Below are 21,428 nucleotides of genomic sequence, written 5' to 3'. Positions count from 1 at the left end.
ATCATTGCTGCTGCGGCCGGCGCGGCGCGTCCGGCCCGCCGGTTCTGTCGGCTGACCCACTCCCGGTGCCGGCCGCGCTCGAACAGGAGCGCGCCGCGCCGCACCAGCCGGGATGGGTCCCGGTCAGGCGAGCGGCTTCGACGGTGCCACGAGATCGGCGCTGCTCCAGGACCGCCAGAGCTGGCTGTACCCTCCGCCGGCCTCCAGCAACTCGTCGTGGGTGCCCTCTTCGGTGACGCGCCCGTGCTCCAGCACGACGACGCGGTCGGCGGTGGCGGCCTGGGTGAGTCGATGAGCGACGACAAGCGTGGTCCGGCCCTCGGTGGCCGCCACTGCGGCACGGTCGAGGTCCCGCGCGCCCGCGCTGCCCGCCTCCGCGGTGGCCTCGTCGAGGATCGCCACTGTGGGGTCGGCGAGGACGAGGCGGGCGAGGGCGAGTTGCTGAGCCTGGCCGGCGGTGAGCTGCCGCCCGCCCTCCCCCACGCCGGTGTCGAGGCCGTCCGGCAACGTCCGCAGCCAGGAGGTGGCGCCGACGAGGTCCAGCGCGGCGGTCATCTCGGCGTCGGTGGCGTCCGGGTCGGCGAGGCGCAGGTCGTCGCGCAGCAGCCCGGCGAAGACGTGCACCTCCTGGCTGATCAGGGCGATCTCCCGACGGACCCGGTGCTCCCCCAGGTGCGACAGGGGTACGCCACGCAGGCGTACCGATCCGTCGGCGGGCGCGATGATGCCGGCGGCGATGCTGGCGAGGGTGCTCTTGCCGGCACCGCTGGCACCGACCAGGGCGACCCGCTCGCCGGGCGCGAGTCGCAGCTGCACGTCCCGCAACACGACAGGTCCGTCGTCATAGCAGTGCTGGGCGACGACCACCTCCAGCGCCGCGGGCTCCGCCTCGCCCTTCGTGGCCGACGGCTGCGACGGTACGGACGCCGGGCCGTCGGCTCCGGGCAGTGACGTGACACCGACGAGCCGGGCGAGGCTCGCACCGGCCTGGAGCACGGCGTCGGACTGGAGCAGCAGCAGGCCGATCGGGTTGAACAGGCGGTGGAAGTAGAGCGCCGCGCTGGTGGCTGCGCCCACTGTCGACAGGCCGTTGCGGACCAGCAGGAAGCCGGCGAGCAGCACGGCGGCGAGCCCCACGAACTCCGATCGGTTGATCCGCAGCCCGAATCGGGTGTGCAGGCCGAAGATCTCCAGCGACAGGTCGCGGGCGGTGGCGGAGCGGTCGGCGATGCGGGCGACGTGGGCGTCCTCCATCCGGTACGCGCGCACTGTCGCGGCGCCGCGAAGTGCCCCGGCCATCGCCTGTGACCGTTCGCCGGTCGCCACCCGCTCGCGGGCGTAGTACGGGACCGACCACTTGAGGTACCACCGCAGCGCCAGCGCGTACATCGGGGCAGCGGTCAGCCCGGCCAGGCCCAGCCGCCAGTCGAGGGCGAAGAGCCCCACAGCGGTCAGGACTGTGGACAGCAGCGCGCCGACGAAGGCAGGCCCGCTCGTGGTGATCACGTTCGTCACGACTGCCACGTCGTCGCCGGCCCGGGCGATCAGGTCCCCCGTCCCGGCCCGTTCCAGGGTGGCCGACGGTAGGTGCAGGGCGCGGTCGAGGACCCGTTCGCGCAGGCGCGCGAGCACGGTCTCGCCGAGGCGGGCGGCGATCGCCGCACCGGCCGCGGTGAGCAGGCCGGCGAGGACGGCAGCGCCCGCGATCACACCTGCCCAGGCGACGATCCGTGCCGTGCCGGAGCCTGCGATGACGTCGTCGACGAGCCGACCGAGCACCCATGGGGCGACGAGCCCTGTCGCGGACGCGGCGACCAGCAGCGTGACGGCGGCGGCACTGAGGCCGGGCAGGCGGGCGAACTCGGCCCGCAGGGCTGCCCAGGTCTGTGCGGCGGTGGCAGTCGGCAGCAGCCGCCGAGGTTCGGCGCCGGTCGTGGTCGGCTCGTCGGTCACCGCAGGACCTCCTCCCGGTAGCGGGCGTCGCTGGCGAGCAGCTCCTCGTGCGGGCCCTCGGCGATGACCCGTCCACGGTCGAGCACTGCCACCCGGTGGGTGACCCGCAGCAGGGCCGGACTGTTGGTGACGAGCACTGTGCCCCGACCGGCCACCGTACGGGCGCCGGCGAGCCCTTCGGCGATCAGCGCCTCGGTGACCGCGTCGACGGCAGTGGTGGGGTTGTGCAGCACCAGCACGGGCGGGTCGGCGGCGAGTGCCCGGGCGAGCCCGATCCGCTGTCGCTGCCCGCCGGACAGGTTCGCCCCCCGCTCGGTGAGTACGCGGTCGATGCCGTGCGGGTGCGCCTCCAGCACGTCCTGGGCGGCGGCGGCCCGTACGGCGGCGTGCAGGACGGTGTCGTCGACGGTGGCGCCGGCTGCCAGGTTGGCGCGTAGCGTCCCCTCGAACAACGCCACGTCGTGCTGCTCGACGAGGACAGTGCTGCGTACGGCGTCGATGTCCAGGTCCTCGGCGGGTACCCCGTCGACGTACACGGTGCCGCGGTAGTCCTCCCGGGGCACCTGGCCGGCCAGCAGCGCGACGAGCGCCTCGGCCTCGCTCGGGTCGTACGCGAGCACGCCGACCACCTCACCGGCGTCGACGCGCACGCACACGTCGTCGAGCCCGGCGTACCCGACCTTGTCGAGGGCGAGGCGCGCGGGGCTCGGCGCGGGCTGCCCGCCGGTGCCCGGCTGGATCAGCGGGGCGGCGCCGAGGATCCGGGCGACCCGTCCCGCCGACGCGCGTGCCATCGCGAACAGCTGCACGGAGTACCCGAGCGTCTGCACCGGTTCGGCGACGAACTGGGCCAGCCCCACGACGGCGACCAGCTCGCCGATGGTGAGCCGGCCCTGGAGCGCGAGCCAGCCGGCGACGCCGGCGACCGCCGCGAGGAACAGGCCGTTGACAGTTGTGGTGAGGCCGAGGTGCAGGCCCTTGGTGGTGGCGGCCCGCAGTGTGACGTCGAGGGCGTGGCCGCTTGCCGCCGCGTACTGGCGCGCGGCGTGGTGCTGTGCGCCGATGCCGCGCAGCACCCGTAGGCCGGTGACGAGGTCGACGGCGAGGGCGGTCGTGGCGGCCAGCGCCTCCTGCTGGGAGGCGCTGCGCCGGGTGAGCAGCGGCGCCATCCGTTGCAGCAGGATGACCACGACGGGTACGCCGAGGAGCACCCCGAGGCCGAGCGGGACGTCGACGACGAGCAGCGCGACGGCCGCCACGACGATGGCGGTGACCGCCGCGGCGCAGAGCCCGGCGACCCGTACGACGAGCGCGGACAACTCGGCGTCGGAGGCGGTGACGGCAAGCAGGTCCCCGTCACGCATACCGGAGCGGTGTCCGCGCGGATCCAGGGCGCTGGTGGCGATCTCGACCCGTACGGCGTGCGCCTCGGTCTCCACGGCGGCGTAGTTCAGGCGCGCGCCGAACCGGTAGGCGTAGGCGAGGACCGTGAACAGGACGGCGAGGCCGGCGAGCGAGAGCAGCAGGGCGGGCACGTCCCCGGTGGCGACCGCCTGGTCGATGATCACGCCGATGGCCACCGGTACGAGCGCCTCGGCGGCCTGATGGGTGCAGAGCAGCGCGGTGCCGGCCAGCACCTTGCCACGCTGGCGGCGCAGGGCGCGCCGCAGCACCGCGCCGCCGCTGGTGAGGTCGTCCGCCATCGACGTCAGGCCCCGGCGAGCGGGGAGAGAGCACCGGCGGACGGGACGACGTGATGGCGGCCGATGGGCAACATGAGGGGCTTCTCCGACGTCGGATCGATGATGACCTGGCTTTCGAGGCCGAACACGGCACGGACGCACTCTCGCGTCAGGACCTGCGCCGGCTCACCCGCAGCGTGCAGCGTACCGGCGGCCAACGCGATGAGATGATCCGCGTACCGGGCCGCGAGGTTGAGGTCGTGCAGCACCATCACGATCGTCGTCCCGCGGGTCAGGTTGAGGTCGGTGAGCAGGTCGAGCACTTCGATCTGGTGGCTGACGTCGAGGAACGTCGTCGGCTCGTCGAGGAGCAGCAGGTCCGTCTGCTGGGCCAGGGCCATGGCGATCCAGACCCGCTGCCGCTGGCCGCCGGAGAGCTCGTCGACCGAACGGTCGGCGAGGTCGGCGGTGTGCGTCGCGTCAAGGGCCGCCGCCACGGCGGCGTCGTCCTGCCTGCTCCAGCGCGAGAGCACCCGCTGGTGGGGGTTGCGCCCGCGCCCGACCAGGTCGGCCACCGTGATGCCCTCGGGCGCGGTCGGTGACTGGGGAAGCAGCCCGAGGGTACGGGCCAGTTGCTTGGCCGGCAGCCGGTGCACGGCCTTGCCGTCGAGCAGGACGTGGCCGGCGCGGGGCGCGAGCAGGCGCGACATGGAGCGCAGCAGAGTCGACTTGCCGCACGCGTTCGCGCCGACGATCGCCGTGATCTTTCCGGGCGGCACGACGAGGTCGAGCGAGGAGATGACGACGCGGTCCTTGTAGCCGAGCATGAGACTCTCGACCGCGAGCGTGTGGGTGGTGGTCACAGCGAGCCTCCCGCGCGGTTGGTCCGGATGAGCAGGTAGATGAGGTACGGGGCGCCGAGCACACCGGTGACGACACCCACCGGGTAGCGGGTGTCGAAGACGAACTGGCCGACGAAGTCCGCGACAAGCACCAGCAGCGACCCGACCAGGGCCGACGGCAGCAGCAGCGACCCGACCGGGCCGACGAGCCGGGCGGCGATCGGCCCGGACAGGAACGCCACGAAGGCGATCGGTCCGGTGGCCGCGGTGGCGAAGGAGATCAGGCCGACGGCCGCGACGATGACCAGGATCCGGGTGCGTTCGAGGCGGACACCGAGCGCCGCCGCGGTGTCGTCACCCAACTGCATCATGGACAGGTTGCGGGCCTGACCCAGCAGCACCGGTGCCAGGACGACCATGGCGACGGCCACCGGCGTGACCTGCTTCCAGGTGACGCCGTTGAGGCTGCCGGTGAGCCAGCGCAACGCCTCCTGCAGATCCCACTCGGCGGCCTGGCTCAGGACGTACGCGGTGAGGCTGTCGAGCATGGCGGCCATGCCGATGCCGATGAGCACGAGTCGGATGCCGGCGACGCCGTCCTTGAAGGACAGCAGGTAGATGACGAGCGCCACCGCCAACCCGACGACGATCGCGAAGGCGGACACGCCCGCCTCGCCGAGGTTCAGCATCACGATCGCGAAGGCGGCGGCGGCGCTCGCGCCGGAGCTGATGCCGATCATGTCGGGGCTGGCGAGCGGGTTGCGCAGCATCGTCTGGAAGGTGACGCCGCCGAGCCCGAAGCAGGCGCCGGCCAGGACCGCGAGAACGGCGCGCGGCAGGCGGAGCGTACCGACGGTGAAGGACGCGCCGGGGACGTCCTCCCCGGAGAGCACGGCCAGGACGTCGGCGGGCGGATAGAAGGTGCGTCCCGCCATCAGCGAGACGGCGAACGCCGCGACGACGAGGGTCGCGAGGACGGCGAGGACGACCCGCCGTCGACGCGTACGGCGGACCCGGCCGTGGGTGACGGCCGTCAGAGTCGCAGTGCTCACAGCTCGCGTACCTTCTGCCGCCGGACGATGTAGATGAAGAACGGTGCGCCGATCAGCGCCGTCACGATGCCCACGTCGATCTCCGCGGGGCGTGCCACCACCCGGCCGACGACGTCGGCGGCGGTCAGCAACGACGCGCCGAGCAGCGCGGAGAACGGCAGCAGCCACCTGTGGTCGAGCCCGATGAGCAGCCGGCACACGTGCGGTACGACGAGGCCGACGAAGCCGATGGGTCCGGCGACCGCCGTGGCGGCGCCGCACAGCAGTACCGAGCCGGCGCCCGCGACACCTCGCACCACGGCGACCCGCTCGCCCAGCCCGGCGGCGAGGTCGTCACCGAGGGCGAGCGAGTTCAGTGCCCGGCCGGACAGGAGACAGACCACCAGACCCACCGCGAGAAACGGCAGTGCCTGCCGGATGCTGTCGTAGGTGGCGCCGCCGACGCCGCCGATCTGCCACGAGCGGAAGTTGCCGGCCACGTCGTTGCGGGGCAGCACGAAGGCGCTGATCAGCGAGGCGAGCGCGGCGGAGGTGGCGGCGCCGGCGAGCGCGAGCTTGAGCGGCGTCGCGCCACCGCGTCCGAGGGAGCCGATGGCGTACACGAAGACGGCCGCGAGGGCGGCGCCGAGGATCGCGACCCAGAGGTAGCTGGTCGGCGAGGAGAGGCCGAACATCACCATGCCGGTGACCACGGCGAGCGACGCCCCCATGTTCACGCCCAGGATCCCGGGGTCGGCCAGCGGGTTACGGGTCACGCCCTGCATCACGGCCCCGGCCAGGCCGAGCGCCGCTCCGACGGTGACGGCGAGCAGGGTGCGGGGGATCCGTTTGGTGACGGCGGCCTGTTCCATCGTGTCGTCCACGCCCTGGAACGCGGCGAGGATGTCGGACCACCCGACGCTGCGGGAGCCCAGCGCCACCGATGCCGCCATGAGCGACAGCAGCACCGCGATCGCGACGACGAACCACAGCAGTCGGACCGGCACCGGACGCCGCACCACTGCGGCGTCCGGCACGGTACGCGGGTCGAGCGTGGTCATGACACCTTGTCGGCTGCCTTGGCGAGCATCGCGACGTAGTCGTTCAGCACGAATCCGATGGCCAGCGGGGTGGGGTTCGCGGCGGTGCCCAGCGGCGTGGCGCCGGAGAGCATGACCACCGAACCGCGCTTGATAGCGGGGATCTTCGACAGCAGCGGGTCGGCCTGCGCGGCGGCGAGGAGCTTGTCGTCACCGTAGGCGACGATGACGTCCACGTCGTTGAAGACCTGGATCTGCTCGGCGCTCTGGCTGAGGCTGAACTTGTCGGTGCCTGCGGAGAGGGTGGCGATGCTTGCCGGGACCTTCAGGCCGAGGTCGCCGAAGAACTGCGCCCGGGTGTCGTGCGTCGTGTAGAAGCCGATCTTGCTCAGGTCGGTGGGGTCGATGTGCGTCATGAACATCGCCGACTTCCCGGCCAACTGCGGGTACTTCGCTGCGGCGTCGGTCATCTGCTTCTCGATGTCGGCGATCAGCGCGTCGCCCTCCTTGGCGAGGCCGAGGGCCTGGCTCTCCAGCTTGATGGTGTCGCGCCACGCGGTGGCCCAGGGTGCCTCGGGGTAGGCGACGACCGGGGCGATCTTGCTGAGGGTGTCGTACTCCTGCTGGGTCAGGCCCGAGTACGCGGCCAGGATGACGTCCGGCTTGGTGTCGGCGACGGCCTCGAAGTTGATGCCGTCGTTCTCGTCGAACAGCACGGGGGCGGTGCCGCCGAGCGTCTTGAGCTTCTCGGCGACCCACGGCAGGACGCCGTCGCCGTCGTCGTCGCCGAAGTTGGCCTTCGCCATGCCGACGGGGACGATGCCGAGGGCGAGGGGCACCTCGTGGTTGGCCCAGGCCACCGTCGCGACCCGCTCGGGCTTCTCGTTGATCGTCGTGGTGCCGAGCGCGTGCTTGATCGTGACCGGGAAGGTGGCGGAACCGCCGGCGGCGGAGGCCTCCTCCGGCTCGGTCGAGTCGCCACAGGCGGCCAGCGCCAATGTCGCGGCCAGGGCCACGAACCCGGCCAGGAAACGGTGTGAGCGCATGCCTCTAAACTCCATCGCTTGGTTAGGGGAGGCTAACCTAACATAACGATGTGAGTCGTTCTCGCAACCCGGGGTCACCGGCCGATCTTGCCGGAGGAGCCGGTAGGCGGGGCACGCGCCGGCGGGCGGCCCGGACAGTCGTCCGGGCCGCCCGTGGGACCAGCGTCGAGGGGGCCGCTGACCCGTCGATCAGGTCACTGTCGCGCTCAGCCGCCGAGGCTCGCCGCGGCGGAGGCGATCGACGAGGCGAAGTAGCTCACCTGGGTGTAGACACCGGGATAGTTGGGCCGGGCGCAGCCCTGGCCCCAGCTGACGATGCCGACCTGGATCCAGGCGTTGGCGGCGTCCCGGCGGAACATCGGGCCACCCGAGTCACCCTGGCAGGTGTCCACCCCGCCGCTGGCGTAGCCGGCGCAGATCTCCTGGGCGGCGATGACGTCGCCGCCGTAGTAGGCGTTGCAGGTGGAGTCGCTGACGAACGGGACCGTCGCCTTGAGCAGGTACCGCTGCTGACTGCCGCCCTCCCGCGCCGCCCCCCAGCCGGCGACGGTGAAGGTGCCGCTGTCGTACGCGGTGGTGGTGGCGATCTTCAGAGTGCTCAGCCCGGTGACGGGGGTGGCCAGCCGGATCAACGCCCAGTCCCTGCCGCTGCCGTTGTAGCCGGGCGCCCGGTAGACGTAGTTCGACCGGACGGTGATCCGGCTCGACGACTGGAGGTCGACCGCGCCGAGGGTGGCGGTGATGCTGGTGTTGGTGCCGGTGGCGCCCACACAGTGCGCGGCCGTGAGCACCAGTCGGGAGCTGTAGAGGGCGCCGCCGCAGCCCATCGAGAGCCGCACCATGAACGGGAACTCGCCCTGGGCGGCGCGGCTGCCGCCGACGACGTTCGGCGTGATCGGACTGTCGGCCGCGGCCGGGGCCGCGAGGGTGAGGCTGGCCGCGGCCAGCGCGGCGGCCACCAGGCCGGTGAGGGTACGCCAGCGAACCATGCATTCCTCCGCATCATGGCGGTACGCCTCGTGAGCGCACCTCATTCGAGATAGCCGCCATCATATTGAGAATCATGAATTGAATGGCTCATCTTCCCTGGGTCGTACCTCGGCGGTATGCCCACCCCCCGGGCGGTGCCGGCGCGGTGCCAGGTCGTGCGGTGTCAGGTCGTGTCGGCGTCATGTCGGCGCGGTGTCAGGCGACCCGCGCAGGCTGTGCCACATGACAAACGACCTGGTGATCGAGGCCGACGGCCTCGTCAAGACCTTCGGGAAGACGAGGGCGCTGCGGGGCGTGGACCTCGCCGTGCCCCGGGGCACGGTGCTCGGGGTGCTCGGCCCCAACGGTGCCGGCAAGACCACAGCCGTGCGCATCCTCTCCACCCTCCTGGCTCCGGACAGCGGCACCGCCCGGATCGGCGGCTTCGACGTGGTCCGCGACGCCGAGCGGGTCCGGCAGAGCATCGGCCTCACCGGCCAGTACGCCTCCGTCGACGAGGACCTGACCGGGCGGCAGAACCTGGAGTTGTTCGGCACGCTGCTGGAGTTGGGGCGCGCCGGCGCCCGGCGGCGGGCCGCCGAACTGCTCGACTGGTTCGACCTGACCGACGCCGCGAACCGGCCGGCCAAGACGTACTCCGGAGGCATGCGGCGGCGGCTGGACCTGGCCGCCAGCCTCGTCGGCTCCCCTGACGTGATCTTCCTGGACGAGCCGACGACCGGCCTCGACCCGGCCAAGCGCGAGGACATGTGGGGCGTGGTCCGGTCGCTGGTGTCGAACGGCTCGACAGTGCTGCTCACCACGCAGTACCTGGAGGAGGCCGACGCGCTCGCCGACGCGATCACGGTGATCGACCACGGGCGGGTCATCGCACACGACACACCCGACGGGCTCAAACGGGTGGTGGGCGGGCAGACCCTTGAGGTCCGGCCGAGCGACCCCACGCAGCTACCCCGGATCGGGGCGATCCTGTCCGAGGTCGGCTCCGGCACGCGGGCCGACGAGATCCGCAAGGGCGTCCTCGCGGTTCCGGTCACCGACGACAAGGCCCTCACCGAGAGCGTCGCGCGCTTCGCCGCCGCAGGGATCTCGGTCACCGAACTCTCCCTGCATCTGCCGAGCCTCGACGAGGTGTTCCTCACCCTCACCGGGCGTACGGCATCCGACGACGACACCACAGACCGCACGGAGGTCGCGGCATGAGCACCCTGATCGGCACCACGGGGCCGGCGCGCCCGACGGCCGTCGGCCAACCCCGCCCGTTCCGGCTCGTCCGGCACTCCTTGGCGCTGACCAAGCGGAGCCTCATCAAGACCTGGCGTACGCCCGAGGCGCTCGTCGACGTCACGTTGCAGCCGGTGCTGTTCCTCGTCATCTTCGTGTACATCTTCGGCGGCGCGGTAGCCGGCTCGACCCACGACTACCTGCAGTTCCTGCTGCCCGGCATCCTGGCGCAGACCATCGCCACCGGGGCCATCGCCATCGGCGTCAACCTCAACACCGACATCGCCAAGGGCATCTTCGACCGGTTCCGGTCGCTGCCGATCCCCCGCTCCGCACCACTGGTCGGCGCGGTTCTCGGCGACGTCGTCCGGTACGTCATCGTCACGGTCTCGACCCTCGCGATCGGCTACCTCATGGGCTTCCGGATCGAGACCGGCCCGGTGCGGGCCATCGCCGGGTGCCTGCTCGCTGTGCTGTTCGCCCTGTGCCTCAGTTGGCTGCCGGTCTACGTGTCGATGAAGGTGCGCACCCCGGGTGCCGTACAGGGCCTGATGTTCGCGCTGATCATGCCGTTGAGCTTCGCGTCGAACGTGTTCGTCAGCGCCGACACCCTGCCGGGCTGGATGCGGACGTTCGTGGACGTCAACCCGATGACCCACCTGGTCGCATCGGTACGTGGGCTGTTCCTCGGCACCCCACTCGGCTCCCACGTGTGGTGGACCCTCGCGTGGTGCGCCGTCTTCGTGGCGCTGTTCATGCCGCTGGCGCTGCGGGCGTACCGCAGGAAGATCTGACCTCAGGCGAGCAGGTCGCCCATCAGGTCGCGGATCCGGGCGGTGGCCATGGCCACCGGCCGCTCCCGCCACGCGGCCAGCAACGGCTCACGCTGCTCCTCGTCCCCGAGGGTGGCGATGAGCCGTTCGCCGTACCCGGGCGGGAAGAACGACTCGACGTGGCTGCCGATCCGCGTGGCGAGCGCGGCCAGTTCGCGGGCGACGCCCACGTCACCCCGGTACGCCGCGAGTTCGGCGCCGCCCAGCGCCCACGCCCCGATCACCGGCAGATCGCGCGAGGCCAGCGCGTCGTCGCGGGCGAGCGTCAGCAGGGCGACCGTCCGGGAGTCGACGTCACCGGCCGACGCCGGCCGCGCCTCGGCGATCCGCAGGTGTAGACCGGCCAACCCGACCCGGAGCATGACACGCGGCTGCGGCGGCGGCCCGACCCACTCGGCCAGTGTCCGGCTCACCTCGTCGGCGTGCGCGAGCGCCTCGTCGTATCGGGCCTGCTGCCAGGCGAGATGCGCCAGACCGAGGCGCGCCTGGGCGACGTCGGCCTGATCGGCCTGGCCCGATGTCGCCGTCTCGCGCAACCGTCGCGCGGCCTCCGGATCCCCGCCGAGGGCAAGGTGCATGTCCAGCCGCACCCGGATCGACCGCGCGTCCTGCGTGGCACCGACGAGTTCCATGTGCCGGACGCTGCGCGCCAGCCATTCGGCCGAGCGGGCCTCACCGGCCGGGATCAGGAACTGCCCGACGGCCCCGGCCGACATCGCCATGCCCCAGTGGTCACCGACGGCCTCGAAGCGCAGGTACGCCTGCTCGGCGTCGACCATCGACGCCTGCGGCATACCGCCGTTCTCCCGTACCGCCGCGCGGGCGAACAGGCCGAGCCCCTGCACGTACGGGTCCGGATGCGCGACCAGCCCTGTCGCGCTCGTCAGGCTCTTCTCCAGATCGGCCCCGTCGAAGCCGGGCAACGCCGTCGCGAGCGCGGTCATCCGGGATGACATCTCGGACGACCGCTCGGCAAGGAGCCGCCGCAGGGCCCGGCGGGCCAGCGCGGCGAGGCGCAGTTCGCCACTGATGCCGGCGTTCAGGCCGATCACGAGGCACATCCAGGCGAGCCGGTCGGCGTGGGGCAGTGGTCGGCCGGCGGCCCGGCCCGACTGGATCGCCGAGTGTCGCCGCCGCCGCGGATCGTCGACGTGCAGCAGACCCCGCGCCCACCCGACGACCTCCAGGTGCAGGCCGCGCACCGTCCAGAGGTGGAGCAACGCGGTGGCGACGTCGACCGCCGCCGGCTCGTCGTCGTGCCCGAGCGCCCAGCGCAGGCCCGCCATCAGGTTGTCCTGCTCGGTGGCACAGCCGTCGAGCGCCTCGATCTGGCCGGGGCCGATGAACCGCTCGCCGAGGGCGACGGCCCGCTCCCGGGCCCAGTCGACAAGGCCGGCCATGGCCCGGTCCCGCTCGCCGGCCGCGTCGAGGCGGGCTTCGCCGTACTCGCGGACCGTTTCGAGCATCCGGTAGCGGGGCGGGCTCTCGCCCTCGACAAGGGTCAGCAGGGACTGTTCGACGAGCGTCGCCAGGCCGCGTCGGACGTCGGCGCTCTGGGCGACGACGGCGGCGAGGTCAGCTGTGAACGGCGCGGGGATGACAGCTAGCCGCTGGAGCAGCGCCTGGTCGTCGGGGGCGAGCAGTTCGCGGCTCCAGTCGACCATCGCCCACAGGCTCGCGTGGCGCTCCGGCAGGCCCCGCAGGGCGTCGTCGAGCAGCGCGAACCGGTCGGTCAGCCCCGCGAGCACATCGTCGATCGGCATGTGGCGCAGTCGCGCCGCGGCCAGTTCGAGCGCCAGCGGCAGGTTGTCGAGCCGATGGCACAGCGCGAGCGCCCGCTCGGTGTCCCAGGTCGGCACGGCGCCGCCGGCCCGCGCCCGGGACTCGATCAGCCCGAGCGCGTCGGAGTCCGGCAGGACGGGCAGCCGGTGCACCGTCTCGCCGGCCAGGCCCAGCGGTGCCCGGCTCGTCGCGAGCACGGCGACCTCCGGCGAGGTGACGGCCAGCAGGTCCGCGACGACGGTGGCCGCCGCGCCGAGGACGTGCTCGCAGTTGTCCAGAACGACAAGCCCGTCGACGTCCGGCGCCACGGCCCGCAGCCGCTCCTCCGGGCTGAGCACCCGCCGTTCGAGACCCAGGTTGCCGCCGGTGGTCGAGGTGTCCGCGCCACCGAGCACCGCGAGCACCGTGGGCAGCACCTCGTCGGGTGAGCGGAGGCCGGCGAGTTCGACCACCCGGACCGGCTGCCCGGCCTCGACCGCGCGCCGCGCCACCTCGGCGGCGAGCCGGGTCTTGCCGGCGCCACCGGTTGCCACGACCGTCACCAGGGCCGCCTGGGTGAGGGCGTCCCGCACGGCCTCGACGTCCCGCTCCCGGCCGACGAGGGCGGTCATCGGCCGGCGCCACCCGGCGGGCAACCCCGGCTGGCGGGGCGTCGTCGTCGCGGCCTCCGGTGCGGTGAGCTCGCCACGAAGCAGGGCCAGGTGGACCTGCGTGATCACCGGCGCCGGGTCGGTGCCGTACCGGTCGGCCAGTTCCTCGCGGAGCCGCTCGACCACCTCCAGCGCCTCGGCCTCGCGGCCCTGGGCGGCGAGCACCCGCACGAGCAGGGCTGCCGACGGCTCGTGCGGCGGCGTACGCGCGGCGAGCCGACGCAGGTCGGCCTCGTCGACCGGGCCCGCACCGGCGAGCGCCGTCTGGGCGCGCAGCGCGGCGACGTCCGCGAACAGGTTCGCGTCCTCGGCGGTGTCGAGGGCCGGGACAGCGCCGAACAGGGCACGGGCCTGATCGGCGGTGTCGCGGGCGGCGCGAAGGTCGCCGGACCGCATCGCGGCGCGCGCCCTGTCGACGAGGGCACGTGCCTCGACCGCGTCGACGGTCACCTCGTCGGCGGGCAGTCGGTAGCCGCCCGGCGCCGCGACCACGGGCAGCCCGAGCCGACGCGCCCGCGACACCAACGCCTGGACGGCGCCCGTGGCGTCGTCGGGCGGGCTGCCGTCCCAGACGGCGTCGACGAGCAGGCTGGTGGAGACCGCCCGCCCGCGCGCGTCGACGAGCGCGCGGACCACTGCGGCGAGCCGTTCACCCCGGATCGGCTGTCCGTCGACAGCGAGCGGGCCGAGGATCGTGATCTGCACGGACCCAGCATCCCTCACCCTTTCGGGGGGCGGTGGCCTGCCCGGAAGCGGGAACGGCTTGACAGCTCATCATCAAGTTAGGTAAGCCTTTCCTCATGCCAGGCACCCTGACCCAGACCCTGCCCGTCGCACCGTGGCGTTCGTTCGCCGTCACCGTGCGCGCGGTCGAGCGGCTCAGCCCCTCCTTCACGCGTGTGACGTTCACGGGGGCGGACCTCGACCGTTTCGCCGACAACGGCTACGACCAGCGGATCAAGCTGGCGTTGCCGCTGCCCGGACGGCGCGGGGTGGACCTGCCGCAGGGGCCGGACTGGTACGCCGCGTGGCGGGCCCTGCCCGAGCACCGGCGCAACCCGATTCGCACCTACACGGTGCGCGCGGTCCGTCCGCACCTGGCCGAGGTCGACGTCGACCTGGTGCTGCACGGCGACAGCGGACCGGCGACGCGCTGGGCCCGGCGGGCGAGCGTCGGTGACGAGGTCGCCCTCGTCGGCCCGGACGCCGGCTACGACGGGGACCACGGCGGCATCGAGTTCCAGCCGCCGACGGCGGGCTGCCTGCTGCTTGCCGGCGACGAGACAGCAGTACCGGCCATCAGCGGCATCTGCGAGCGGCTCCCCCAGGACACGCGGGGCATCGTCGTGCTGGAGGTGCCCGAAGCCGGCGACGTGCTGCCGCTGGCGGCACCGCACGGCGTCGAGGTCCGCTGGGTGCCCCGGGGCACGGGCGGGCACGGCAGCCAGCTGGTACCCGCCGTCGCCGCCGCGGCGGAGGAACTGCTCACCCACCCGTGCGGCACGACCCAGTCGATCTCGGACGTGGACGTGGACACCGAGATCCTGTGGGAGGTCCCCGACGAGGTGCCCGCGACGCCGCTGTACGCGTGGCTGGCCGGAGAGGCCGGCGCGATCCGCACCCTGCGGCGGCACCTCGTCGCCGAACGGGGTCTGGACCGGCGGGCTGTGGCGTTCATGGGCTACTGGCGACTCGGCCGCGCTGCCTGAAGCCGTCACCGCTCCGGGCGGGGCACGGAGCGCGGGATGCGTTCGACGCCGTACGGTGCGTACAGTTTCGGGTCGGACTTGAGGTGGGCCGGCTCATCCGGCACCGGGAACGGGACGAGACACAGACGCATGACGGCGGACACACACCCGAAGAACGCCCAGCACGCGATCGACCGTGCGCAGCTGGAGACCTGTCTCAGCGTCTTCGCGGCATTGGAGGAGCTGCCTCCGGACCACCCCGACGTGCTGCGGGTGCAGCGGGCCACCGCGCGCCTCTACAAGGTGATCAAGCAGCGTCGGCGCGAGGAGCGGCGTGACGCCATCCTGGCCGCCGACCGGGCGGTGACGGAGGCCACCGCCACCGGCGCCCCCGGTCGGATCGACGACGAGACCCAGGGCATCCCGCTCGCGTCGCCCACCGTCGGCGCCACGGCGGGCGTCCTGCACAACCCGCGCGGCTGCTACGTCTGCAAGCAGCGCTACCGCGAGGTGGACGCCTTCTACCACCAGCTCTGCCCGTCCTGCGCCGCGCTAAACAGGCAGCGTCGGGACGCCCGCACCGACCTGACCGGCCGCCGCGCGCTGCTCACCGGAGGCCGGGCCAAGATCGGCATGTACATCGCGCTGCGGCTGCTGCGCGACGGCGCGCACACGACGGTGACCACGCGGTTCCCGCACGACGCGGTCCGTCGGTTCGCGGCGATGCCGGACAGCGCGGACTGGCTGCACCGCCTGCGCATCGTCGGCATCGACCTGCGCGACCCCGCGCAGGTGATCGCCCTGGCGGACTCGGTCAGCAGCCAGGGTCCCCTCGACATCCTCATCAACAACGCGGCGCAGACCGTGCGTCGCTCCCCCGGGGCGTACGCGCAGCTCGTCGCCGCGGAGGCCGCGGCCCTGCCGGACGGTCCGCTGCCGGAGCTGATCACGTTCGCCAAGCCGGGCGGTGGCCCGGCCGGGAGCCTGACCGCCGCCGCGGAGTCGACAGCGCTCACCCCGCACGCGCTCACCGCGCTGGCGTTGACGAGTGGCTCCGCCTCACCGGAGCGGATCGCCGCGTCCACCGCCATCGACGCGGGCGGCCTGGTGCCGGACCTCGATTCGGTGAACAGCTGGGTGCAGCGGGTGCACGAGGTCGACCCGGTCGAGCTGCTAGAGGTGCAGTTGTGCAACGTGACGGCGCCGTTCGTGCTGGTCAGCAGACTGCGACCGGCGATGGCAGCGGCGACGGCCCGGCGCAAGTACATAGTGAACGTGTCGGCCATGGAGGGCCAGTTCGGGCGCGGCTACAAGGGCCCCGGACACCCGCACACCAACATGGCCAAGGCAGCGCTGAACATGCTGACCCGCACCAGCGCCGAGGAGATGCTTACCGACGGCATCCTGATGACGAGCGTCGACACCGGGTGGATCACCGACGAGCGGCCCCACCCGACGAAGATGCGGCTGGCCGACGAGGGTTTCCACGCCCCGCTGGACCTTGTCGACGGCGCCGCCCGGGTGTACGACCCGATCGTGCGCGGCGAGCAGGGTGAGGACCTGTACGGCTGCTTCCTGAAGGACTACGCGCCCTGCGCCTGGTGATCCACGTTCCGACCCGTACGACGAGGAGTAGACAGATGACATCCGACCAGGACGTGTGGCCCACGCTTGACGAGCTGGTGCGCGAGGAGGCGGAGCTGGAGCTGGCCGGCCTGTCGGAGATCGACGCGTACGAGTTGGGCATGCGTGCCGTCGCAGCCGCGAGTGAACGGGAACTCCCTGTCGCGGTCGGTGTGTGGCGTGCCGGGCGTCAGCTGTTCCACTGCGGCCTGCCCGGCTCGACGCGGGACAACGACGCGTGGCTGCGCCGCAAGGGACGCGTGGTGATGCGCTTCGAGCGCTCGTCGCTGTACATGGCCCGCCTCTGCCGGGACAAGGACGTGACGTTGACGCAGAAGTACGGTCTGCCCGCCGCCCGGTACGCGGCAGCCGGCGGCGCGGTGCCGTTGCGGGTGCGGGGCACCGGCGTCGTCGGCTGGATGGGGGTGTCCGGGCTTCCGCAGCTGGACGACCACCGCTTCGTCGTCAACGTCCTCCGCGAGACCCCGCGCTAGCCGACGACGACGGCCGCCCCGCCGCCGTCCACGGTCAGCGTGCGCGCCGGTTCGCGCGTATCGCCCCCAGGATCACACCAGGCGTGGCGAGCGAGAGCGGGTGCTCCTGCATGGAGACGACGTCGTTGAACCGCCGCGCGGTCTCCACGTCCGTGATGGTCGCCGCGATGATCTGCCGGCTGACCCAGCTGGAGATGCGGTAGCCGCGCGGGTACGGCCCGTCGAAGTGCGGCAGCGCCAGGTCGGCCGAGGTCGACGTCGACCAGGCGGCGTCGACCACCACCTTCTGTAGGGCGAGGAAGTGGCGGGCGGGGGTGGTCAGGTCGGGGTCGGACCGCAGGTACGCCGACAGGCAGACCGCATGCAGTGCCGCCGCCGTCATGCCCTGCCCGTAGACCGGGTTGAACGAGGCGACGGCGTCACCGACGCTGACGAGCCGCGCCGGACAGCGCCGCAGCGCGTGGAAATCCCGACGCCTGCTGTCGGCGTGGTGGTAGGTCTGCACGTCGCCGAGCATCTCGTTGGCGGTGACCTCGCCGAACTCCGGCGGGAACTGCTCCCGCAGCCGACGGACGAAGTCCTCGGCGGTGCTCCCCGGGCGGTCGTCGCCGTAGCCGGCCATCATTGCCATCCACCGGCCGTCCTCGATGGCGAAGAATGCCGCGCCCGCCACGTCAGTCATTGTCGCCGGGGTGTGCAGCGCCAGGACGACCTTCGCCGGTGGGTCCTGCTCGGGCCGCCGGAAAAGGGCTGTCGCATAGTTCAGGTGCACGGGCATCCGCCGCGTCGCGGGCCGCTCCCAGCCGGCGCGCTCCAACCAGTCGGAGAGACGGCTCGACCGCCCCATGGCGTCCACCACCAGGTCACCACCCTCGACACCGGGCACCCCGCCGACGTCGCAGCGGACACCGGTGACCGCCTCACCCTCGATAACGAGACCCGTGGCGCGGGCGGTGAAGGTCTTGACATTGGGCAGGCGCAGCACGTGCTGGCGGATCAGCCCCTCCAACAGGGGTCGGCTGCCCGCCAGGCTGTCGGCGTCGTCGGGGACGACCACCTTGAGGCGGCCGTCGAGGTAGCTGCGCCGGGTGGCCGGGGGCGCCTCGATAGCGCCCTGGGCGATCGCCTGCTTCCGGAAGCCGGGAAACAGTCGCTCGAGCTGGAACAGGCCGCCGGGCAGCAGCGCGTGCAACTGCGTCCCCTGTGGCACGCCGGGCCGCGCGCCGCTGATCTGCGGGTCGTCCCGGTCGATGATGAGCACGCTCTCCGCGTAATCGGACAGGACCCGGGCGGTCAGCAGACCGGCGACGCTGCCGCCAAGCACCACTGCCTTACCCAGGACCGGGGAGGGCTGGTCGGGGGGTCGCACTGCGTTCAGCGCGGCGAAGGCCCGGACGGCGGAGCGGGACATCGTGCTCTCCAAAAGGGGTACGAAGGGCGTGGCCCTCCCCCGTATCTGCCAGCGAACGGGGCGCGGGCAGAGCGGTGGACGGGTCGCTGGCGTGACTCCCGTCGATCGTCGCACAACAGGCGTACGCCCACTGACCGTGTCCACCTGGTGACAACCGGGACGCCCGGCCGGGTGCCCGTTGTCGACGTTCGGGTGGGCCGATTGAAATGCGCCCTGACCTGCTGTCAGGATCTCGGGCATGCCCGTGGCTCGTCGTACTCTGCTCGGGGCCGGACTGGCCGCCGCAACCTCCGCCCTGGCCGGCTGCGGCGACAAGGGCTCGTCGGCGCCCGGTCTTGCCGGATCCGGCGACGCGGTGACCGCTACCGACGCGGCCGGAAACCGGGTGGGCTTCGGCTCGGCGGCGGCGCCGTCCGGCTCGCCGAGCGCCACCGCCTCCCCCAGCGGCGGTGCCGCGCAGGCTGGTCAGGCCCGGTACGCGCAGGACGTGACGGCGCTGCTCCGCAAGCAGCTGCCCGCCACCGGTCAGACCGTCCAGCACAAGGGATTCCCCGGTGCCGTCGCGGTCGTCCTCGTGGACGGGAAGACGACGGTCCACACCGCTGTCGGGGAGGCGCTGCGCTACGGCGCTGGACCGAAGCTCCTCCCGCCGGGCCAGCGCGTCGCGATGCGTCCCGACTCCATCTTCGATCTCGCCTCGGTCACGAAGGTGTACACGGCGATCCTGCTGCTCCAGCAGGTCGACAAGGGACGTGTCGCCCTGGACGCCCCGGTCCGCGACTACCTGCCCGCCTTCGCCGGGACGGGCAAGGAGCGGATCACCGTCGGGATGCTGCTCACCCACACCAGCGGTCTGCCGGTCGGCGCGAAGGTCACCGGTCTGCCCGACAACGCGGCCCGGTGGAACGCCGTGCTCACCACGGGGTTGGTCTCCGGTGCCGTGCCCGGCGACACGTTCCGCTATTCGAGCGTCGGGCTCATGGTCGCCGGCAGGATCGTCGAGAAGGTCACCGGTCAGCGGCTCGACCAGGCGCTCAAGAGCAACCTCACCGGCCCGCTCGGCCTGCGGGACACCGGCTTCAACCCCAACACCTGGCTGTCGGGCAGTGCGCGGGCCAGCCGGCTGGTCGCCACCGACGCCCGCTCGTCGCGAGGGCTGCTGCGGGGCACCGTCCACGACGACGTCGCCAACCACCTCGGCGGCGTCGCCGGTCACGCGGGCATCTTCGCCAGCGCCACCGACCTCGCGGTCATCGGTCAGATGCTCCTGAACGGGGGCACCTACCAGGGCAGGCGGATCCTCGCCGCGGCGACGGTGCGCCGGATGCTCAGCAACCAGAACGCAGGGAAGCCCGCCGTCGACCCCGAGCGTCCCAACCGGACCGCCGCGCACGGCCTCGGTGTCGTCCTCGACCAGCGCTGGTTCATGGGCCGGCTCGCCGCACCCCGGACCTTCGGCCACACCGGCTTCGCCGGCCCGTCGCTCCTTGTCGACCCCCGCCGGCGGCTCGTGCTGGCCCTGCTCACCAACCGCGCGCACCCCAACTGGAGTTGGGCGAACCCCGATCCGGTCCGAGCCGCAGTGGGCGACCTGCTCGCCAGAGAGGTCAACTGATCGCCTCCACCGCGACCGGCGCCCGCCCGGAAGGTGTGGACCGTCGCGCCACACCCTGACACGATACTTGCGCTAGCAGTGCAAATACTTCGTCCGTCAGGTGGAGGATCCATGCACACACCCCACCGGAGAATGCTCTCCGTGGTGGCCGGGCTCGCGCTCGCTGTCAGCCTGTCCATCGTCCCCGCCCCGCGTGCCGCCGAAGCCGCCGCCCCACCGACGTACCGGCCGGTGATCTTCGTGCACGGTAGCGCCGGATCGGCCACGCAGTTCCAGTCCCAGGCCAAACGCCTCGCCAGCAACGGCTACCCCATCGACATCATCGAGGCCCACGAGTACGACTCGCCCAACATCGCGACGATCCTGCCCCAGGTGTACGCGGGACTGGACGCACGGATCTCCCGTCTCCTGACCGCGAGTGGCGCGGACAAGGTCGACCTGATCGCGCACTCCCTCGGCACCTTCGTCACACAGGGCTACCTCGCCAGTTCCCCCGCGCGGGCCGCCCGGGTCGCGCACTACGTCAACCTGGACGGGCGCACCGCGGCCTCCCCGCCGGGCGGGGTGCCCACCCTCGCCATCTGGGGTGAAGGCGACCCGGCCCGTACCGTCGTCGGCGCGGCGAACGTCCACTTCCCCGACCAGTCCCACACGCAGACCGTGTCGTCGACGGAGTCGTTCGGCGAGATCTTCCGGTTCCTGCGCGGTCGCGAGCCCCACACGACCCGGATCGTGCCCCAGATCCTCGGCACCGCCCGGGTCTCCGGGCGCGCGGTGCTCTTTCCGAGCAACATCGGCGTCACCGGGGCGACAGTCGAGGTCTACCCGGTCAGCTACCTCACCGGCGGCCGGTTGTCGTCCCGGCCGACGCATCGGGTTCCGCTTACCGGCGACGGCTCGTTCGGGCCGTTCCCGGTGCTCGCCACGGCCCGCTACGAGCTCGCGATCGTCCGCTCCGGCGCCCCGACGCACCACTTCTACTTCCAGCCGTTCCTCCGCTCGGACTCGTTCGTGCGCCTGGCCACAAGCGTGCCGGGCGAGGGTCTCGGCGCGCTTGTCGACACCAGCGACAGGCACACGGCGCTCACGATCCAACGCCAGAAGGAGTGGTGGGGCGACCAGGGCGACGCTGGCGACAAGCTCTGGATCAACGGCAGGGACGTCCTCAACCCCGCGAACACGCCGCGTCTCAAGAGGACGATCGCCCTGTTCGCCTTCGACGACGACAGCGACGGGGTGACCGACCTGACCGCCCCGCTGCCGGAGTTCTTCAGTCAGACCTTCATCACCGGCATGGACGTGTTCATCCCGGCGACCCCGGCGAACCTCGGCGTCGTACGAGTCACAGTGGGTCAGCGCGGCGGCGGGTACGACGTAATCAACGTGCCCAACTGGAAGTCGAGCGCCCATCGGGTGACGATCAACGTCGACGACTTCTGACCGCTCGTCGGAGGGCCCGGCCATCTCAGCTCGTGACGGTGGCCGGGCCCTTCTGCGTGACCGCCCCAGCCGCGCTGCCGACGC

At 72.4% G+C, this 21,428-nt stretch carries 16 protein-coding genes; 7 read left to right on the top strand and 9 right to left on the bottom strand.

The window, feature by feature from the left end:
* Positions 1 to 123: 123 nt before the first annotated feature.
* The 7 genes from F4558_RS07580 to F4558_RS07550 all read right to left on the bottom strand — a co-directional run bounded on the left by F4558_RS07580 (position 124) and on the right by F4558_RS07550 (position 8,583).
* Positions 124 to 1,953: an ABC transporter ATP-binding protein gene (locus F4558_RS07580; protein WP_167943623.1), complete on the bottom strand. Its 1,830-nt coding sequence runs from the start codon at positions 1,951 to 1,953 to the stop codon at positions 124 to 126.
* The gene (locus F4558_RS07575; RefSeq protein ID WP_053656723.1) at positions 1,950 to 3,656 is read right to left on the bottom strand and encodes an ABC transporter transmembrane domain-containing protein; all 1,707 of its coding nucleotides are present in this window, start codon (positions 3,654 to 3,656) and stop codon (positions 1,950 to 1,952) included. Before F4558_RS07575 ends, F4558_RS07580 begins: the two co-directional genes overlap by 4 nt.
* Before the next feature lie 5 nt (positions 3,657 to 3,661).
* Positions 3,662 to 4,498 carry an ABC transporter ATP-binding protein gene (locus F4558_RS07570; RefSeq protein ID WP_053656721.1) on the bottom strand — a complete coding sequence of 279 codons (837 nt, stop codon included), beginning with the start codon at positions 4,496 to 4,498 and terminating at the stop codon, positions 3,662 to 3,664.
* A complete protein-coding gene (locus F4558_RS07565; RefSeq protein WP_167943622.1) occupies positions 4,495 to 5,529 on the bottom strand; it encodes a FecCD family ABC transporter permease in 1,035 nt (344 codons plus the stop codon). Before F4558_RS07565 ends, F4558_RS07570 begins: the two co-directional genes overlap by 4 nt.
* Complete coding sequence (locus tag F4558_RS07560; RefSeq protein WP_167943621.1) at positions 5,526 to 6,569, bottom strand: FecCD family ABC transporter permease; 1,044 nt, start codon at positions 6,567 to 6,569, stop codon at positions 5,526 to 5,528. The genes F4558_RS07565 and F4558_RS07560 overlap by 4 nt, the downstream gene beginning before the upstream one ends.
* Positions 6,566 to 7,594, bottom strand: coding sequence for an iron-siderophore ABC transporter substrate-binding protein (locus F4558_RS07555; protein ID WP_209273216.1), 1,029 nt, complete (start codon positions 7,592 to 7,594; stop codon positions 6,566 to 6,568). The genes F4558_RS07560 and F4558_RS07555 overlap by 4 nt, the downstream gene beginning before the upstream one ends.
* A 206-nt stretch (positions 7,595 to 7,800) precedes the next feature.
* Positions 7,801 to 8,583, bottom strand: a complete 783-nt coding sequence (locus tag F4558_RS07550) for a S1 family peptidase (RefSeq protein ID WP_053656713.1) — start codon at positions 8,581 to 8,583, stop codon at positions 7,801 to 7,803.
* Between the two features lie 223 nt (positions 8,584 to 8,806).
* Here F4558_RS07550 and F4558_RS07545 point away from each other — a divergent pair, with 223 nt between their 5' ends.
* The gene (locus tag F4558_RS07545; RefSeq protein ID WP_167943619.1) at positions 8,807 to 9,787 is read left to right on the top strand and encodes an ATP-binding cassette domain-containing protein; all 981 of its coding nucleotides are present in this window, start codon (positions 8,807 to 8,809) and stop codon (positions 9,785 to 9,787) included.
* On the top strand, positions 9,784 to 10,602 hold the full coding sequence (locus F4558_RS07540; RefSeq protein WP_053656709.1) for an ABC transporter permease: 819 nt from the start codon (positions 9,784 to 9,786) through the stop codon (positions 10,600 to 10,602). Before F4558_RS07545 ends, F4558_RS07540 begins: the two co-directional genes overlap by 4 nt.
* Before the next feature lie 2 nt (positions 10,603 to 10,604).
* Here the strand turns inward: F4558_RS07540 and F4558_RS07535 are convergent, their stop codons facing one another.
* The gene (locus tag F4558_RS07535) at positions 10,605 to 13,778 is read right to left on the bottom strand and encodes an ATP-binding protein (protein WP_053656707.1); all 3,174 of its coding nucleotides are present in this window, start codon (positions 13,776 to 13,778) and stop codon (positions 10,605 to 10,607) included.
* Positions 13,779 to 13,885: 107 nt separating this feature from the next.
* Between F4558_RS07535 and F4558_RS07530 the strand changes: the two genes are divergently transcribed.
* The 3 genes from F4558_RS07530 to F4558_RS07520 all read left to right on the top strand — a co-directional run bounded on the left by F4558_RS07530 (position 13,886) and on the right by F4558_RS07520 (position 16,878).
* Positions 13,886 to 14,782: a siderophore-interacting protein gene (locus tag F4558_RS07530; RefSeq protein WP_053656950.1), complete on the top strand. Its 897-nt coding sequence runs from the start codon at positions 13,886 to 13,888 to the stop codon at positions 14,780 to 14,782.
* 129 nt (positions 14,783 to 14,911) lie between these two features.
* Complete coding sequence (locus tag F4558_RS07525) at positions 14,912 to 16,366, top strand: SDR family NAD(P)-dependent oxidoreductase (RefSeq protein ID WP_053656705.1); 1,455 nt, start codon at positions 14,912 to 14,914, stop codon at positions 16,364 to 16,366.
* Between the two features lie 35 nt (positions 16,367 to 16,401).
* Complete coding sequence (locus tag F4558_RS07520; protein WP_053656702.1) at positions 16,402 to 16,878, top strand: heme-degrading domain-containing protein; 477 nt, start codon at positions 16,402 to 16,404, stop codon at positions 16,876 to 16,878.
* Positions 16,879 to 16,912: 34 nt separating this feature from the next.
* On the opposite strand, the gene F4558_RS07515 is transcribed toward F4558_RS07520, so the two are convergent.
* Complete coding sequence (locus F4558_RS07515; protein WP_082377535.1) at positions 16,913 to 18,289, bottom strand: FAD-dependent oxidoreductase; 1,377 nt, start codon at positions 18,287 to 18,289, stop codon at positions 16,913 to 16,915.
* Between the two features lie 238 nt (positions 18,290 to 18,527).
* On the opposite strand from F4558_RS07515, the gene F4558_RS07510 reads away from it, so the two are divergent.
* Positions 18,528 to 19,904, top strand: coding sequence for a serine hydrolase domain-containing protein (locus F4558_RS07510; RefSeq protein ID WP_053656701.1), 1,377 nt, complete (start codon positions 18,528 to 18,530; stop codon positions 19,902 to 19,904).
* Positions 19,905 to 20,015: 111 nt separating this feature from the next.
* The gene (locus tag F4558_RS07505) at positions 20,016 to 21,344 is read left to right on the top strand and encodes an alpha/beta hydrolase (protein WP_053656698.1); all 1,329 of its coding nucleotides are present in this window, start codon (positions 20,016 to 20,018) and stop codon (positions 21,342 to 21,344) included.
* Positions 21,345 to 21,428 lie beyond the last annotated feature (84 nt).

The organism is Micromonospora profundi, assembly GCF_011927785.1.
GTDB lineage: Bacteria > Actinomycetota > Actinomycetes > Mycobacteriales > Micromonosporaceae > Micromonospora > Micromonospora profundi.
This window is presented reverse-complemented; position numbering and strand designations above follow the sequence as displayed.

Bases quoted from the DNA above. Each gene is read 5' to 3' on its own strand.
- F4558_RS07560 (WP_167943621.1), bottom strand. From the start codon at position 6,569: ATGACCACGCTCGACCCGCGTACCGTGCCGGACGCCGCAGTGGTGCGG.
- F4558_RS07505 (WP_053656698.1), top strand. From the start codon at position 20,016: ATGCACACACCCCACCGGAGAATGCTCTCCGTGGTGGCCGGGCTCGCG.
- F4558_RS07550 (WP_053656713.1), bottom strand. From the start codon at position 8,583: ATGGTTCGCTGGCGTACCCTCACCGGCCTGGTGGCCGCCGCGCTGGCC.
- F4558_RS07545 (WP_167943619.1), top strand. From the start codon at position 8,807: ATGACAAACGACCTGGTGATCGAGGCCGACGGCCTCGTCAAGACCTTC.
- F4558_RS07575 (WP_053656723.1), bottom strand. From the start codon at position 3,656: ATGGCGGACGACCTCACCAGCGGCGGCGCGGTGCTGCGGCGCGCCCTG.
- F4558_RS07540 (WP_053656709.1), top strand. From the start codon at position 9,784: ATGAGCACCCTGATCGGCACCACGGGGCCGGCGCGCCCGACGGCCGTC.
- F4558_RS07555 (WP_209273216.1), bottom strand. From the start codon at position 7,594: ATGCGCTCACACCGTTTCCTGGCCGGGTTCGTGGCCCTGGCCGCGACA.
- F4558_RS07510 (WP_053656701.1), top strand. From the start codon at position 18,528: ATGCCCGTGGCTCGTCGTACTCTGCTCGGGGCCGGACTGGCCGCCGCA.
- F4558_RS07525 (WP_053656705.1), top strand. From the start codon at position 14,912: ATGACGGCGGACACACACCCGAAGAACGCCCAGCACGCGATCGACCGT.
- F4558_RS07520 (WP_053656702.1), top strand. From the start codon at position 16,402: ATGACATCCGACCAGGACGTGTGGCCCACGCTTGACGAGCTGGTGCGC.
- F4558_RS07515 (WP_082377535.1), bottom strand. From the start codon at position 18,289: ATGTCCCGCTCCGCCGTCCGGGCCTTCGCCGCGCTGAACGCAGTGCGA.